The sequence below is a fragment of the Pseudomonas sp. PA-4-8C genome, assembly GCF_021606625.1.
In the GTDB taxonomy this organism is placed as follows: Bacteria; Pseudomonadota; Gammaproteobacteria; order Pseudomonadales; family Pseudomonadaceae; genus Aquipseudomonas; species Aquipseudomonas lactis.
In genome coordinates this window covers 1-14,611 of sequence record NZ_WKCD01000124.1, presented here as the reverse complement: position 1 = coordinate 14,611, position 14,611 = coordinate 1, and the positions used below count along the sequence as shown (strand labels likewise).

Genomic DNA, 14,611 nt, shown 5'->3' with positions numbered 1-14,611 from the left:
CGCCGCCACCTTCGCAGACTGCGGAGAAAACAAAAGCCACCTGAAACTGTTCCGCGTCAACGCCGGGGTTCCGCTTGTGGAAGCCCTCGAACACGCCTCCCACGTGCTCTACTACGCCAAAATGCTCGCGCTTGAAGCGGCCATGGACCCCAAGGCGGAAAAGTTTGCGTTTGCCTCGCATTATCTGGGTGAGATGGGTAAGGCGATCATTGATGACTTGCTGCTGGCGATGCAGCCTGGCAGTCAAACCCTGCTGTAAGTAGTACGCGCCCGGTGCACCGCATCGGGCGCTTGTCTGTATCTCTCTCAATTGCCCATGATCAGCACAAATACGATGTGGGAGCTGGCTTGCCTGCGATGACGGCGGCACAGGCACTCGTGATGTTGACTGACCTGCCGCTATCGCAGGCAAGCCAGCTCCCACAGGGAAATTTGGGTGTGTCAGGGGTTAAGGCGGCAGCCTTGGCGGTTGCCTATCCATCGCGCTGTATGCGTACGCCCCAACCCACTCGCTGTCACTTCACTGCGCTCAGGCGTGTCGATAAACGCACTGATGGGCACGTACTGCTTCACATACCCCAGGCAATAGTCCGCCGGGTTGTTGGCCACGTACCGACACGAGCAATACTCCTTGGCGGTGTACGCCGCGATGATGTCGGGAAAGGCTTGCAGGTTGACGCGCTCATGCCAAACCCCGCCCAAGAGTGCGATAAACAACACCAGTAAAACGCTGATAAATGGATGACGACGAATCATGAGCGCACCGCCGCCAGCACGCGTTTTAGCAGTTCGTTATGCCGGTAACTGCCATCACGATCATCGCCGTAGCGCACGATCACCAGGTGTTCGTCGGGCAGCACGTACAGCGCCTGGCCCCAGTGCCCCAGCGCGGCGAAGGTGGTGGCCGGTGCGTCGGGCCAGGGTCGGGGGGCGCCGGTGTTGAGCCACCAATGGCCGCCCGGCACGGCTTCATCCTGGCCGGCTTTGTAGTGGTCGAAGGGCCTGCGATTAAAGGCGACCCAGTCCTTGGGCAGCAGTTGCCGCTCGCCCCAGCGTCCATCCCGCGCCATCAGCAGTCCGACCCGTGCCAGATCTCGGGCCGTGAGGTAGGCATAGGACGACGCGACAAACGTCTCATCGGCATCGGTTTCCCAGGTTGCGTCGCGAATGCCCAGGGGCTGGAACAGCGCGTCCCACGGGTAGGTCATGTAGGCCTTGTGGCCGAGCATGCCCTTGAGCGCAGCGGAGAGGATATTGCTGTCGCCACTGGAATAACGGAAAGCCTGGCCAGGGGCGGCGGCGGCTTCGGTATCCGCTGCGAATTGCGCCATGTCCGTGTGGCCACGGGTGTAAAGCATCGCCACCACCGAAGATTTCAACGGGGCGTATTCGTAGTCTTCCTGCCAATCCAACCCCGAGGCCCAGTGCAGCAAGTCGGCCATGCTCACCTTGGGGTGCTGCTTCATCGGCGGGTAGAAACGTGCGGCGGCGTCGCTGAGTTTGAAGCGGCCTTGCCCATAGGCCACGCCCAGCACGGTAGCCATCAGGCTTTTGCTGACGGACCAGGTGAGGTGCGGTGTGCTCACAGTGGTGGGCGCGGCGTAGCGTTCATAAATGATTTCGCCGTCGCGAATGACCAACAACGCATCGGTGCGAATACCGGTGCGGGTGGCATCGTCGCGGGTTGGGAAAGCGTAGGCGTCCAGGGCATCGACAGCGGGGCCGGCGAGGGCTGTGCCCAGGGCCCACTCCTTATCAGGCCAGATTTCAGCGCGAGCATTCACGGTGACAAACAGCAGGGCAACGCACAACAGGCCTCGGACCATGGACGCAAACTCAAGGAGGGCATTCAAGCCCGCGAGCCTAGCTCACGCCAGTGACAGATTTGCGACAAGGGGGCTGTCATCCAACCGTCACCGTAACTTCATGGAGCTGACACCGAGGCTACATAGCCTGACTTTGGACAACAAAGTCGACTGGCCGCAACCTGGCCGGCACCCGGAGACTCGCTATGACTCAGATCGCCCGCATCAGCGACAAAGGCAATGAACGCCGTCTGCAAGCCGAACGCCTGGTAGGCGCACAGGCATTGCAGGAAGCCCAGGCCCTGCGGTTCAACGTATTCAGCGGCGAATTCAACGCCAAGCTGAAAGGCGCGGAACTGGGTCTGGACATGGATGACTATGATGTTCACTGCAGCCATATCGGCGTGCGGGATTTGAACAGCGGTCGACTCGTCGCCACCACCCGCCTGCTCGACCACCAGGCCGCCAGCACCCTGGGCCGGTTCTACAGCGAAGAAGAATTCAGCCTGCACGGCCTGCTGCACTTGCAGGGCCCGATCCTGGAGATTGGCCGCACCTGCGTCGACCCGGCCTACCGCAATGGCGGCACCATCGCGGTGCTCTGGGGCGAGTTGGCCGAGGTGCTCAACCAGGGCGGCTACAGCTACCTGATGGGCTGCGCAAGCATCCCGATGCACGACGGCGGCATCCAGGCCCACGCGATTATGCAGCGCTTGCGCGAGCGCTACCTGTGCAACGAACACCTGCGCGCCGAACCAAAAAAACCGCTGCCGGCCCTGGACTTGCCGTCCAACGTCATCGCCGAAATGCCGCCGCTGCTCAAGGCCTACATGCGCCTGGGCGCGAAGATCTGCGGCGAGCCGTGCTGGGATGAAGACTTCCAGGTAGCCGACGTGTTTATCCTGCTCAAGCGCGACGAGTTGTGCCCGCGTTACGCGCGCCACTTCAAGGCGGCCATGTGATGAACCGCCTGCGCATTTACGGGCGCATCGCCCGCGTGCTGTTGGTGGTGGGGCTGGGGTTGAGCATGGCCAGTGTGTTCGGCCTGTTCGAGCGCCTGGGGGTGGCTAACTCGATGGTGCGGCGCCAGCGTTGGTCGCGCTTCTTCATGGCACGGCTGACCAACGCCCTGCCCTTTCGCGTGACGGTGCATGGCGAGTTGCCGCAAACGCCGATGCTGTGGGTGAGCAATCATGTGTCCTGGACGGATATCCCGTTGCTGGGCATGGTGGCGCCGATGTCGTTTTTGTCCAAGGCCGAGGTGCGTACCTGGCCGGTGGCGGGCTGGCTGGCGGCCAAGGCTGGCAGCCTGTTTATTCGTCGCGGTTCAGGTGACAGCCAACTGATTCGCAAGCAGATGACCCGTCATCTGGAACAACAGCACCCCTTGCTGATGTTCCCCGAAGGCACCACCACCGACGGTCGCGGCCTGCGCACGTTCCACGGGCGCTTGCTGGCCAGCGCGATCGATGCGGATGTGTCGCTGCAGCCGGTGGCGATTCGGTATCTGCGCGACGGCCAGGTCGACCCGCTGGCGCCCTTTATTGGCGATGATGATTTGCTATCGCACCTGATGCGCTTGTTTTCCAATGACCAGGGCGATGTAGAGATTCATGTGCTCAAGCCGATTGCCTGCACTGGGCAGGAACGTGCGGCGTTGGCGTATCAGGCGCAGCAAGCGGTGCAGAAGGCGTTGTTTGGGCCAGTGCCGGAAGCAGAGCAAGTGGCTGCTCGACCTGCATTCGCAGCCTGAAGCAATGTGAACACAATCCAAATATGGGAGCCGGCAAGCCAGCTCCCACATTCAGCTCTCATGTAGTCAGTTGAGATTGTGCAAATTTCTGCAACTCTGGGTAGAACAGTCGAAAGTCCTCACTCAGCGGCTCATACAAAACCCGCAACTCCTGCATCGCATACCCTAACTCCTCGGGCTGTGTCAGCCGCCGCGAAATCCCGCGCAGCACCTGGTCCATCACCGCAAACTCGCGGTACGAGCCCAACCAATCATCCGCTGCCATATACGGCGCAATCTGCGCCAGCCGCCCCGGCAACGCGGGTTCAGCCGCCAACACCTGATACACCTGGGACGTGAAACGCTCCAGAGGCTGGTCGGCATACAGCGCCCAATCCCGCGCCAGGCAATGGTCGAAAAACACATCAAGGACGATCCCGGCATAGCGCCTGCGGGTCTGGCTGAAGCGCGACAACGCCTCGCCCACCAGCGGATGGCTATCGGTAAAGCGGTCGATGGAACGATGCAGCTGGATCGCCGCTTCGATTTGCGGGCTGAACTGGCCCTGCAGGCGGCCTTTGACGAAGTCGCCATAGAGGCTGCCCAGCAATTGCGCCGGAAGTTGGCCGCCCAGGTGCAGATGTGCGAGATAATTCATGCCGCGCAGTCTACCACTGCCACCTACATATCGTTATAACCCGATATACAGATTCGCTTTGACCTCAGATCAAAATCATATTGGTATATCGGGATATGACGATTTAAAGTTCGCCTCATCGCGATATAACGCTTTACGACACCGAGCACCCTGCCATGTCCATCGACCTCGACGAAATAATAAAAGCCCTGGCGCACCCAGTACGACGAGACATCCTCACCTGGCTCAAAGACCCGAAAGTCCAGTTCCCCGCGCAATTACACAACCACGAATACGGCATCTGCGCCGGGCAGATCGACCAGCGCTGCGGCTTGTCCCAGTCCACCGTGTCAGCCCACCTGGCCACCTTGCAACGGGCGGGGTTGATCAGCAGCCAGAAAGCCGGGCAGTGGCACTTTTTCAAGCGCAACGAGGAAGTGATCCAAGCCTTTCTCACGGCGCTCATCACCGAACTCAGCGCACCGTAATCACCAAGGACACGCCCCATGCCCCTCTCGCTACTCATACTGGCCCTGAGCGCCTTCGCCATCGGCACCACCGAGTTCGTCATCATGGGCTTGCTGCCCGATGTGGCGGCGGACCTGGGTGTGTCGATTCCCGGCGCCGGCTGGCTGGTGACCGGCTACGCCCTGGGCGTGGCCATCGGCGCACCGTTCATGGCACTGGCCACCGCCAAGCTGCCACGCAAGGCGGCGCTGGTAGCGTTGATGGGTATTTTCATTATCGGCAACCTGCTCTGCGCCCTGGCAAGCGACTACAACGTGCTGATGTTTGCCCGGGTGGTCACAGCGTTGTGCCACGGTGCCTTCTTCGGGATTGGCTCGGTGGTGGCGGCCAACCTGGTGCCGGCCAACAAACGTGCGTCGGCGGTAGCGCTGATGTTCACCGGGTTGACCCTGGCGAACGTGCTGGGCGTGCCCCTGGGTACGGCGCTGGGCCAGGAAGCCGGCTGGCGCTCGACCTTCTGGGCCGTGACCGTGATTGGCGTGATCGCCTTGATCGGCCTGATTCGCTTCTTGCCCGCCAAGCGTGACGAAGAAAAACTCGATATGCGCGCTGAACTGGCCGCCCTCAAGGGTGCCGGTATCTGGTTGTCGCTGAGCATGACCGCGCTGTTTGCCGCGTCCATGTTCACCCTCTTTACCTACGTCGCACCGCTGCTGGGCGATGTCACCGGCGTGTCGCCCAAGGGCGTGACCTGGACCCTGCTGCTGATCGGCCTGGGGCTCACCGTGGGCAACATCATCGGCGGCAAACTGGCGGACAAGCGCCTGGCGGCCACCCTGATCGGCGTGTTCATCAGCATGGCGGTGGTGTCCACGGTGCTGAGCTGGACCAGCGTCGCGGTGATACCGACTGAAATCACCCTGTTCCTGTGGGCCACCGCCTCGTTCGCCGCCGTGCCGGCGCTGCAAATCAACGTGGTGACCTTCGGCAAGGCCGCGCCGAACCTGGTGTCCACCTTGAACATCGGCGCCTTCAACATTGGCAACGCCCTCGGCGCCTGGGTCGGCGGCAGCGTGATTGCCCACGGCTTCGGCCTGACCAGCGTGCCGCTGGCGGCCGCCGCACTGGCGATTCTCGCGCTGCTGGTGACCCTGATCACTTTCCGTCAGGGCGGCAATGCCGACCTGGCCCCCGCGACCCACTGATCAACTTAAAGAGAAGGTGTTTTTCCATGACGACTATTTTCGATCCGATCACACTGGGCGATGTGCACCTGTCGAACCGCATCATCATGGCGCCGCTGACCCGCTGCCGCGCGGATGCCGGGCGCGTGCCCAATGCGCTGATGGCCGAGTACTACGTGCAACGCGCCTCCGCCGGGCTGATCCTCAGCGAAGCCACTTCCGTGACGCCGATGGGCGTGGGCTACCCGGACACCCCCGGCATCTGGTCCAACGACCAGGTGCGCGGCTGGGCCAACATCACCAAGGCCGTGCATGGCGCGGACGGCAAGATCTTCCTGCAACTGTGGCACGTCGGCCGCATTTCCCACGAGTCCTACCTGAACGGCGAAACCCCGGTGGCCCCGAGTGCGGTCCAAGCCAAAGGCCACGTCAGCCTGGTTCGCCCCCTGGCCGACTACCCGACCCCGCGCGCCCTGGAAACCGCTGAAATCGCCGACATCGTCGACGCTTACCGCACCGGCGCCGAGAACGCCAAGGCCGCCGGTTTCGACGGTGTGGAAATCCACGGCGCCAACGGCTACCTGCTCGATCAGTTCCTGCAAAGCAGCACCAACCAGCGCACCGATCAGTACGGTGGCTCTTTGGAAAACCGTGCGCGCCTGTTGCTGGAAGTCACCGACGCCGCCATCGAAGTCTGGGGCGCCGGCCGCGTGGGCGTGCACCTGGCACCGCGTGCTGATGCTCATGACATGGGCGACGACAACCTCGCCGAGACCTTCACCTACGTCGCCAGCGAACTGGGCAAGCGCGGCATCGCGTTCATCTGCTCCCGCGAAAAAGAAGGCGCAGACAGCCTTGGCCCACAGCTGAAAAAAGCCTTCGGCGGTGCGTACATCGCCAACGAACGCTTCACCAAAGACAGCGCCAATGCCTGGCTGGCGGCGGGCAAGGCGGACGCAGTGGCCTTCGGTATTCCTTTCATCGCCAACCCGGATCTGCCGGCGCGACTGAAGGCTGATGCACCGTTGAACGAGCCGCACCCGGAAACCTTCTATGGCAAAGGCCCGGTGGGTTATATCGACTACCCGACGCTGCCGATCTAACGTAACCCGCAAAACCCAATACTGTAGGAGCGAGCTTGCTCGCGAAAAACGTCAACGATAACGCGCGCTTCCTGAACGAACGCGGCGCCTGTTAGTTTTTCGCGAGCAAGCTCGCTCCTACAGTGTCAGTGGCAAGTCTCCCTCCCACATTGGTGCCCCCTGGAAACATCGCTTCACAGAACGGCAACAATATCGCTACAAAATACTTAGCCGGCTACCTATCAACCGCCCGCCATGCCGTATATAAAGTCACCCCACAAATCAGGCAGAAGGACGATTGACCGTCTTTAGGCTTTACTGTTGACACAACGGGTTGCAATTACGCATTTTGTTTCAATTGCGCAGGCTGGGGCTCAGGCGCAGCATGTCCAGCCCTATATCAGCCCAGCGCTCGGCGTCCTGATGCAGTTCAAAGCTATCGGGGACCAGCAGCCACTGGCCGATCAAACCGTGGATAAAGGCATGTATGCAGACAGCCCCACGGGTGGTGTCGAGATTTTCAGGCAGTTGCCCGCGATTGACCGCGTTACGCAACGTCAGGCTGATACGCAGGTTGCATTCCAGGGTGTGGGTCTGGCGCTGGCGGCGCATGTCGCACATTTCATCGGTGAACTCGCACTTATGAAACAGAATCTCGTTGATGCGCCGGGTTTTCGGGTCCAGGGCCACTTCATGGTAGAGATGAATCAGCAGCTTGCGCATACAGCCCAGCGGGTCGACTTCATCCTCGCTTTCACTCGCCCGGGCCAATTCGTCCAGAGGTTCGTGCAGCGTGTCGAGCAAGGCCTGGAGCAAATCGGACTTATTGCTGAAATGCCAATAGATAGCCCCGCGCGTCACGCCCGCCAGCGCGGCGATATCCGCCAGGGTGGTACGCGCCACGCCACGCTCATAAAAGGCTTGCTCGGCGGCTTGGAGAATCTGGTTGCGCGTTTCCTGAGCTTCCTCTTTGGTGCGACGAACCATGGCAGTAAAACCTCAATCGGGACACTGTGGACGGTACTTGACCGTCATCTGAATAATTGTGGGACGACGCCGTCATGGGCGCCGAACGTACTAGAATCGAGGCTTGCGGCGGTGCTTTGTCAGCATTGCGCGAAGCCTGTCAAGAGTTTACAAACAACCATGAACGTAAGTATATTGCGTAGCAAGCTACTTATCCACTCACGGCTTGTTTTTTACCCTTCCACACTTCTTGTGCGCACTCTGCGCGCCTGACCCGAGGATCTTCATGCAACTTAAGCCAGCTGTTACCGCTCTGGTCACTGCCGTCGCCCTGGCATCGCTGCTCAGCGGATGTAAAAAGGAAGAAGCGGCACCGCCCGCTCAAACCCCTCAGGTCGGCGTGGTCACCATTCAACCGCAAGCCTATACCCTGACTACCGAGCTGCCTGGCCGCACCACGGCCTTCCGCATTGCGGAAGTTCGGCCGCAGGTCAACGGCATCATTCTCAAGCGCCTGTTCAAGGAAGGCGCCGACGTGAAGGAAGGGCAACAGCTCTACCAGATCGACCCGTCGGTGTATGAAGCCACCCTGAAAAGCGCACAAGCCAGCCTGTCCCAGACAAAGTCCATCAGCGACCGCTACAAGCAGTTGGTCGATGAACAGGCCGTCAGCCGTCAGGAATACGACACTGCCGTCGCCAACCGCATGACCGCCGAAGCAAACGTTCAAACCGCCCAGATCAACGTGCGCTACACCAAAGTGTTTGCACCGATCTCCGGGCGCATTGGTCGTTCTTCGGTGACCGAAGGCGCATTGGTCAGCAATGGCCAGGCCGATGCCATGGCCGTGATTCAGCAACTGGACCCGATCTACGTCGACGTCACGCAGTCCTCGGCTGAAATGCTGAAACTGCGCCGCGACCTGGAAAGCGGCCAGCTGGAGAAGGCCGGCGAAAACGCCGCCAAGGTCAAGCTGACCCTGGAAGATGGCACGGCCTACGCCCAGGACGGCAAGCTCGAGTTCTCCGAAGTGTCGGTCGACCAGACCACCGGTTCCGTGACCCTGCGTGCCGTGTTCCCCAACCCTGACCACGTGCTGCTGCCGGGCATGTTCGTGCACGCCCAGTTGCTGGCCGGTGTGAACAGCAAGGCCATCCTGGCGCCGCAGCAAGGCGTGACCCGCGACCTGCGCGGCATTCCAACGGCGCTGATCGTGAACAAGGACAACAAGGTCGAGCAACGCGAACTGGTTGCCAACCGTACCGCCGGTGCCTACTGGCTGGTGGAAAAAGGCCTCAATGCCGGTGATCGCGTCATCACCGAAGGCTTGCAGTACGTCAAGCCAGGCGCCGAGGTTAAGGTCACGGAAGCCTCCAACGCCAAACCCGCCGGTACCGCTGCAGCGCCTGCTGCCGCTGCTGGTCAAGGGGAGTAATCCATGTCGAAATTTTTTATCGACCGTCCCATTTTCGCCTGGGTAATTGCCCTGGTGATCATGCTGGTCGGGGCACTCTCGATCCTGAAGTTGCCCATCAACCAATACCCGGCCATTGCGCCAACGGCCATTGATATCCAGGTGACCTACCCAGGCGCTTCCGCACAAACCGTGCAGGACACCGTGGTGCAGGTCATCGAGCAACAGCTCAACGGTATCGACAACCTGCGTTATGTCTCCTCGGACAGTAACTCCGACGGCAGCATGACCATCACCGTGACGTTCAACCAGGGTACCAACCCGGATATCGCCCAGGTTCAGGTACAGAACAAGCTGAACCTGGCCACCCCACTGCTGCCCCAAGAAGTGCAGCAACAGGGTATCCGCGTGACCAAGTCGGTGAAGAACTTCCTGATGGTGATCGGTCTGGTGTCGGAAGACGGCAGCATGACCAAGGACGACCTCTCCAACTACATCGTGTCCAACATCCAGGATCCGATCTCCCGTACCGCGGGGGTGGGTGACTTCCAGGTGTTCGGTTCGCAGTACGCCATGCGTATCTGGCTCGACCCCGCCAAGCTGAACAACTATCAGCTCACGCCAGTGGACGTCAGCAATGCCATCAAGGCCCAGAACGTGCAGGTGGCCACCGGCCAACTGGGCGGCCTGCCTGCCCTGCCCGGCACGCAGCTGAACGCCACGATCATCGGCAAGACGCGTCTGCAAAGCACCGAAGAATTCGCCAAGATCCTGATGAAGGTGAACACCGACGGCTCCCAGGTTCGCCTGGGTGACGTCGCGCGTATAGAACTGGGCGGCCAGAACTACAGCATCAGTGCACAGTTCAACGGCAAGCCGGCTTCGGGTATGGCGATCAAGCTGGCGGCCGGTGCCAACGCACTGGACACCGGCAAGGCCATCCGCGAAACAGTCAAGTCCCTGGAGCCGTTCTTCCCGCCTGGCATGAAGGCGGTGGTGCCCTATGACACCACCCCGGTCGTGACCGAATCGATCTCCGGTGTGGTTCACACCCTGGTCGAAGCGATCGTGCTGGTGTTCCTGGTGATGTTCCTGTTCCTGCAGAACTTCCGTGCCACCATCATCACCACCATGACCGTACCGGTGGTATTGCTGGGTACCTTCGGGATCCTGGCGGCGTGCGGCTTCACCATCAACACCCTGACCATGTTCGGCATGATCCTGGCCATCGGCTTGCTCGTGGACGATGCCATCGTTGTGGTGGAAAACGTCGAACGGGTAATGGCCGAGGAACACCTGTCGCCCAAGGAAGCAACGATCAAGTCCATGGGCCAGATCCAGGGCGCCCTGGTGGGTATTGCCCTGGTGCTCTCGGCGGTACTGCTGCCGATGGCGTTCTTCGGTGGTTCCACCGGTGTGATCTACCGGCAGTTCTCCATCACCATTGTTTCGGCGATGGCGTTGTCGGTACTGGTTGCCCTGATCTTCACCCCGGCGTTGTGCGCCACCATGCTCAAGCCGATTGATCCGGAAAAACACGGCCAACCCAAGCGCGGCTTCTTCGGCTGGTTCAACCGTACCTTCGACCGTGGCGTACTCAAGTACGAGCGCGGCGTGGGCGGCATGATCAAGCACAAGATCCCGGCGTTCCTGGTGTATGCGCTGATCCTGGTCGGCATGATCTGGATGTTCACCCGTATTCCAAGCGCGTTCCTGCCTGAGGAAGACCAGGGTGTGATCTTCGCCCAGGTGCAGACACCGGTTGGTGCTTCGGCTGAGCGCACGCAAAAAGTCGTCGACGACATGCGCGCCTTCCTGCTGAACGACAAGGAAGGCGAGCCAGGCGAAGGCAAGGCGGTGAAGTCGGTGTTTACCGTGAACGGCTTCAACTTTGCTGGCCGTGGCCAGAGCTCGGGTCTCGCGTTCGTGATGCTCAAACCGTGGGATGAGCGTGACTCGACCCAATCGGTGTTCGAAGTGGCCAAGCGTGCCCAGGGTTACTTCTTCGGGGCCTTCAAGGACGCCATGGTATTTGCCATCGTGCCACCTTCGGTACTGGAGCTGGGTAACGCCACCGGTTTTGACGTGTTCCTGCAAGACCAGGGTGGCGTCGGCCACGACAAGCTGATGGCTGCACGTAACCAGTTCCTGGGCGCGGCAGCACAGAGCAAGGTGCTGGCCGGCGTACGTCCTAACGGCGTGAACGACGAGCCGCAGTACGAGCTGACCGTTGACGACGAGAAGGCCAGTGCCCAGGGCATCAGCCTCGCGGATATCCAGCAGACCCTGGCCATTGCCTTGGGTGGTAGCTACATCAACGACTTCATCGACCGTGGTCGCGTGAAGAAGGTGTATGTACAAGGTGACGCCGCCAGCCGCATGTCGCCCGAAGACCTGGACAAATGGTACGTGCGCAGCAACGACGGGAAAATGGTGCCGCTGTCGGCCATCTCGTCGGGCCAGTGGATCTACGGTTCGCCCAAGCTTTCGCGATACAACGGTGTAGCGGCGATGGAAATCCTCGGTACCCCGGCACCGGGCTACAGTACCGGTGATGCGATGGCCGAAGTCGAACGCATCGCCAAAGAACTGCCGGCCGGTGTCGGTTACGCCTGGACAGGCCTGTCGTACGAAGAACGCCTTTCCGGTTCCCAGGCGCCAGCACTGTACGCACTGTCGCTGCTGGTCGTGTTCTTGTGCCTGGCGGCGCTGTACGAAAGCTGGTCGATCCCGATCGCGGTGATTCTGGTTGTACCTCTGGGTGTGATCGGTGCACTGATCGCCACCAGCATGCGCGGCTTGTCCAACGACGTGTTCTTCCAGGTGGGCCTGTTGGTGACGGTGGGCCTGGCGGCGAAAAACGCCATCCTCATCGTGGAATTCGCCAAGGAATTGCACGAGCAAGGCAAAGGCATCGTCGAGGCGGCTATCGAAGCATCCCGCATGCGTCTGCGCCCGATCATCATGACCTCGTTGGCGTTCATGCTCGGCGTATTGCCGCTGGCAATCTCCACCGGCGCCGGTTCAGGCAGCCAGCACGCAATCGGTACCGGCGTTATCGGCGGTATGATCACGGCCACTGTGCTGGCGATCTTCTGGGTGCCACTGTTCTACGCAACCGTGTCCGCCGCTGGCGAACGCAAAAAGAAAGACACTACTGAAACTCCTAAAGAGGCTGGCCAATGAGCAAGTCGCTACTTTCCCTAGCCGTCACCGCATTCGTGCTCAGTGGCTGCTCGCTGATACCTGACTATCAGCGTCCCGAAGCGCCGGTGGCCGCGCAGTTCCCGCAGGGGCCGGCGTATTCGTCGGCCCAGGCGCCGAGCCAGGCCGCTGCCGAGCAAGGTTGGAAGCAGTTTTTCCATGACCCTGCCCTGCAGCAATTGATCCAGACCGCGTTGGTGAACAACCGTGACCTGCGTGTCGCGGCGCTGAACATCGACGCCTATGCAGCGCAATACCAGATCCAGCGTGCCGACCTGTTCCCGGCGGTATCGGCCACCGGTAACGGCAGCCGTTCGCGTACCCCGGCCAAGCTGTCGCAGACCGGCGAATCGACCATCGCCAGCCAGTACTCGGCGGGCCTTGGCATCAGTTCGTATGAGCTGGACCTGTTCGGCCGCGTTCGCAGCCTCAGTGAAGAAGCGCTGCAAAAGTACTTCGCCACTGAAGAAGCGCGCCGCAGCACCCAAATCAGCCTGGTGGCCAGCGTGGCGAATGCCTACCTGACCTGGCAGGCCGACAAGGAGCTGCTCAAGCTGACCCAGGACACCCTGGCCGCGTTCGAGCAAAGCTACAAGCTCACCTCGCGCAGCAATGAAGTCGGCGTGGCCTCGGCCCTCGACCTCAGCCAGGCACGCACCTCGGTGGAAAACGCCCGCGTGCAACTGGCCCGTTACACCCGCCAGGTGGCCCAGGACGAAAACAGCCTGACCCTGCTGCTGGGCACCGGCCTGCCAGCGAATATCGCCAGCAAGCCGCTGTCCGATGACCTGCTCAGCGAAGTGCCGGCCGGGTTGCCATCGGACCTGCTGCAACGTCGTCCCGACATTGTGCAGGCCGAGTACAACCTCAAGGCGGCCAACGCCAATATCGGCGCGGCCCGTGCGGCGTTCTTCCCGAGCATCAGCCTGACCGCCAGCGCCGGTACCGCCAGCCCTACCCTGGGTGGCCTGTTCAAAGGCGGTTCAGGGACCTGGGCGTTTGCCCCGCAGATCAACATCCCGATCTTCAACGCCGGTAGCCTGCGCGCAAGCCTGGACTATTCGAAGATCCAGAAAGAGATCAACGTGGCCAACTACGAGAAGGCCATCCAGACCGGCTTCCAGGAAGTCTCCGACGGCCTCGCCGCGCGTGCGACCTACAAGCAGCAACTGGATGCCCAGCGCGGCTTCGTCGAGGCTAACCAGGATTACTACCGCCTGGCCGAGCGTCGCTACCGCATTGGTGTCGACAGCAACCTGACCTTCCTCGATGCCCAGCGCCAACTGTTCAGTGCCCAGCAATCGCTGATCACCGACCGCCTGGCGCAGCTCACCAGCGAGGTCAACCTGTACAAGGCCCTCGGCGGTGGCTGGAACGAGCTGACCGCGAAGAACGAGCCGTTGAAAGAACAAGCACCGCCGTTGAAGTTGTTCTGATAGCGCAGGTGTGAAAAAACCGCTTCCCTTACCGGAAGCGGTTTTTTTATGTCATGCCGTTTTAATCATTATCAAAATAAGTTCATGTATGGATCTCAAGCTTAGAGCATCTGACCTCCATGTCCTTGCCATCATCCGTCGTCCAACCGAATGAAAAACTGGCATGGATCGAGGTCTCGCCAGACCCATCGCTGGAAATGCTTTTGACGCTCAAATTGCCCCAATACTCTTGCGGGGAATACTCGACATCGCTTTCAAGCCCAAACGTGGCACGGATAAGGCCTTCTCCAGGCCCGATGATGTAAGTCATATTCTCCTTCAGCTTGAACGCACGCTCTTGTCCATCACCGTCTGCCTCAAGGGTCAGTTCGTTTTTCGAGCCAGGGTTGCCTTCGATTCCCAACCGAATTCGCAAGTGGTGACCCTCGATGTAGCTCAACTCAAAACTATCGAATTGAATTGGCACCGTCCTGATCAATTCCGCCCTGAACGTATTTGAGGACGTTAAAAACTCACCCATATCTGATCCAAAGCTCATGGAATTCACTCCCTGATCACGTAAAAAAGATACTGTCAGCCTTTTCGAAAATAGGCGTATGAAATCAGAAGATCTACTGTTAACCCTGACAGTAGACAGCTAACCCTGCGCGCCGGAAGCTGACGAGTCGGGCGCATCACAATTA

General features: G+C 60.5%; 14 protein-coding genes. 9 read left to right on the top strand and 5 right to left on the bottom strand.

The genetic code is table 11. The annotated features are described in order from the left end of the window. Positions 1 to 259, top strand: a 259-nt coding sequence (locus GIW04_RS18175) for a DUF3077 domain-containing protein (RefSeq protein WP_236479098.1), incomplete at its 5' end; no start/stop codon positions are given. A 182-nt stretch (positions 260 to 441) separates the two neighbouring features. Here the strand turns inward: GIW04_RS18175 and GIW04_RS18170 are convergent. Then, positions 442 to 756, bottom strand: coding sequence for an amidase (locus GIW04_RS18170; RefSeq protein ID WP_120247629.1), 315 nt, complete (start codon positions 754 to 756; stop codon positions 442 to 444). Next, positions 753 to 1,826 carry a serine hydrolase domain-containing protein gene (locus GIW04_RS18165; RefSeq protein ID WP_120247628.1) on the bottom strand — a complete coding sequence of 358 codons (1,074 nt, stop codon included), beginning with the start codon at positions 1,824 to 1,826 and terminating at the stop codon, positions 753 to 755. Before GIW04_RS18165 ends, GIW04_RS18170 begins: the two co-directional genes overlap by 4 nt. 185 nt (positions 1,827 to 2,011) lie before the next feature. On the opposite strand from GIW04_RS18165, the gene olsB reads away from it, so the two are divergent. Together olsB and GIW04_RS18155 are read left to right on the top strand one after the other, a co-directional pair. Continuing rightward, a complete protein-coding gene (gene olsB, locus GIW04_RS18160; RefSeq protein WP_003189352.1) occupies positions 2,012 to 2,767 on the top strand; it encodes an L-ornithine N(alpha)-acyltransferase in 756 nt (251 codons plus the stop codon). After that, positions 2,767 to 3,558, top strand: a complete 792-nt coding sequence (locus GIW04_RS18155; RefSeq protein WP_014717317.1) for a lysophospholipid acyltransferase family protein — start codon at positions 2,767 to 2,769, stop codon at positions 3,556 to 3,558. Before olsB ends, GIW04_RS18155 begins: the two co-directional genes overlap by 1 nt. A 58-nt stretch (positions 3,559 to 3,616) precedes the next feature. Here GIW04_RS18155 and GIW04_RS18150 read toward each other — a convergent pair whose 3' ends face one another. Then, the gene (locus GIW04_RS18150) at positions 3,617 to 4,195 is read right to left on the bottom strand and encodes an acyl carrier protein phosphodiesterase (protein ID WP_120247627.1); all 579 of its coding nucleotides are present in this window, start codon (positions 4,193 to 4,195) and stop codon (positions 3,617 to 3,619) included. 155 nt (positions 4,196 to 4,350) lie between these two features. Between GIW04_RS18150 and GIW04_RS18145 the strand changes: the two genes are divergently transcribed. Genes GIW04_RS18145 through GIW04_RS18135 form a run of 3 tightly spaced genes read left to right on the top strand, consistent with a single transcriptional unit; the run spans position 4,351 to position 6,929 of the window. Further along, on the top strand, positions 4,351 to 4,662 hold the full coding sequence (locus GIW04_RS18145) for an ArsR/SmtB family transcription factor (protein WP_034134947.1): 312 nt from the start codon (positions 4,351 to 4,353) through the stop codon (positions 4,660 to 4,662). Between the two features lie 18 nt (positions 4,663 to 4,680). Continuing rightward, on the top strand, positions 4,681 to 5,847 hold the full coding sequence (locus GIW04_RS18140; protein ID WP_120247626.1) for an MFS transporter: 1,167 nt from the start codon (positions 4,681 to 4,683) through the stop codon (positions 5,845 to 5,847). Positions 5,848 to 5,873: 26 nt separating this feature from the next. Beyond that, positions 5,874 to 6,929 carry an alkene reductase gene (locus GIW04_RS18135; RefSeq protein ID WP_120247625.1) on the top strand — a complete coding sequence of 352 codons (1,056 nt, stop codon included), beginning with the start codon at positions 5,874 to 5,876 and terminating at the stop codon, positions 6,927 to 6,929. A gap of 333 nt (positions 6,930 to 7,262) precedes the next feature. Here the strand turns inward: GIW04_RS18135 and GIW04_RS18130 are convergent, their stop codons facing one another. Then, positions 7,263 to 7,895 (bottom strand): TetR family transcriptional regulator, encoded by a 633-nt coding sequence (locus GIW04_RS18130; RefSeq protein WP_120247624.1) that lies wholly within the window; start codon positions 7,893 to 7,895, stop codon positions 7,263 to 7,265. A 265-nt stretch (positions 7,896 to 8,160) separates the two neighbouring features. Here GIW04_RS18130 and GIW04_RS18125 point away from each other — a divergent pair, with 265 nt between their 5' ends. Genes GIW04_RS18125 through adeC form a run of 3 tightly spaced genes read left to right on the top strand, consistent with a single transcriptional unit; the run spans position 8,161 to position 13,928 of the window. Continuing rightward, positions 8,161 to 9,309, top strand: coding sequence for an efflux RND transporter periplasmic adaptor subunit (locus GIW04_RS18125; protein ID WP_034134944.1), 1,149 nt, complete (start codon positions 8,161 to 8,163; stop codon positions 9,307 to 9,309). A 3-nt stretch (positions 9,310 to 9,312) separates the two neighbouring features. After that, positions 9,313 to 12,474, top strand: a complete 3,162-nt coding sequence (locus GIW04_RS18120; RefSeq protein WP_003189340.1) for an efflux RND transporter permease subunit — start codon at positions 9,313 to 9,315, stop codon at positions 12,472 to 12,474. Beyond that, positions 12,471 to 13,928 carry an AdeC/AdeK/OprM family multidrug efflux complex outer membrane factor gene (gene adeC / locus GIW04_RS18115; RefSeq protein WP_120247623.1) on the top strand — a complete coding sequence of 486 codons (1,458 nt, stop codon included), beginning with the start codon at positions 12,471 to 12,473 and terminating at the stop codon, positions 13,926 to 13,928. Before GIW04_RS18120 ends, adeC begins: the two co-directional genes overlap by 4 nt. Positions 13,929 to 14,010: 82 nt before the next feature. On the opposite strand, the gene GIW04_RS18110 is transcribed toward adeC, so the two are convergent. After that, entirely contained in the window at positions 14,011 to 14,466 is a 456-nt protein-coding gene (locus GIW04_RS18110; RefSeq protein ID WP_034134941.1) for a hypothetical protein, read from the bottom strand. Positions 14,467 to 14,611: the final 145 nt, after the last annotated feature.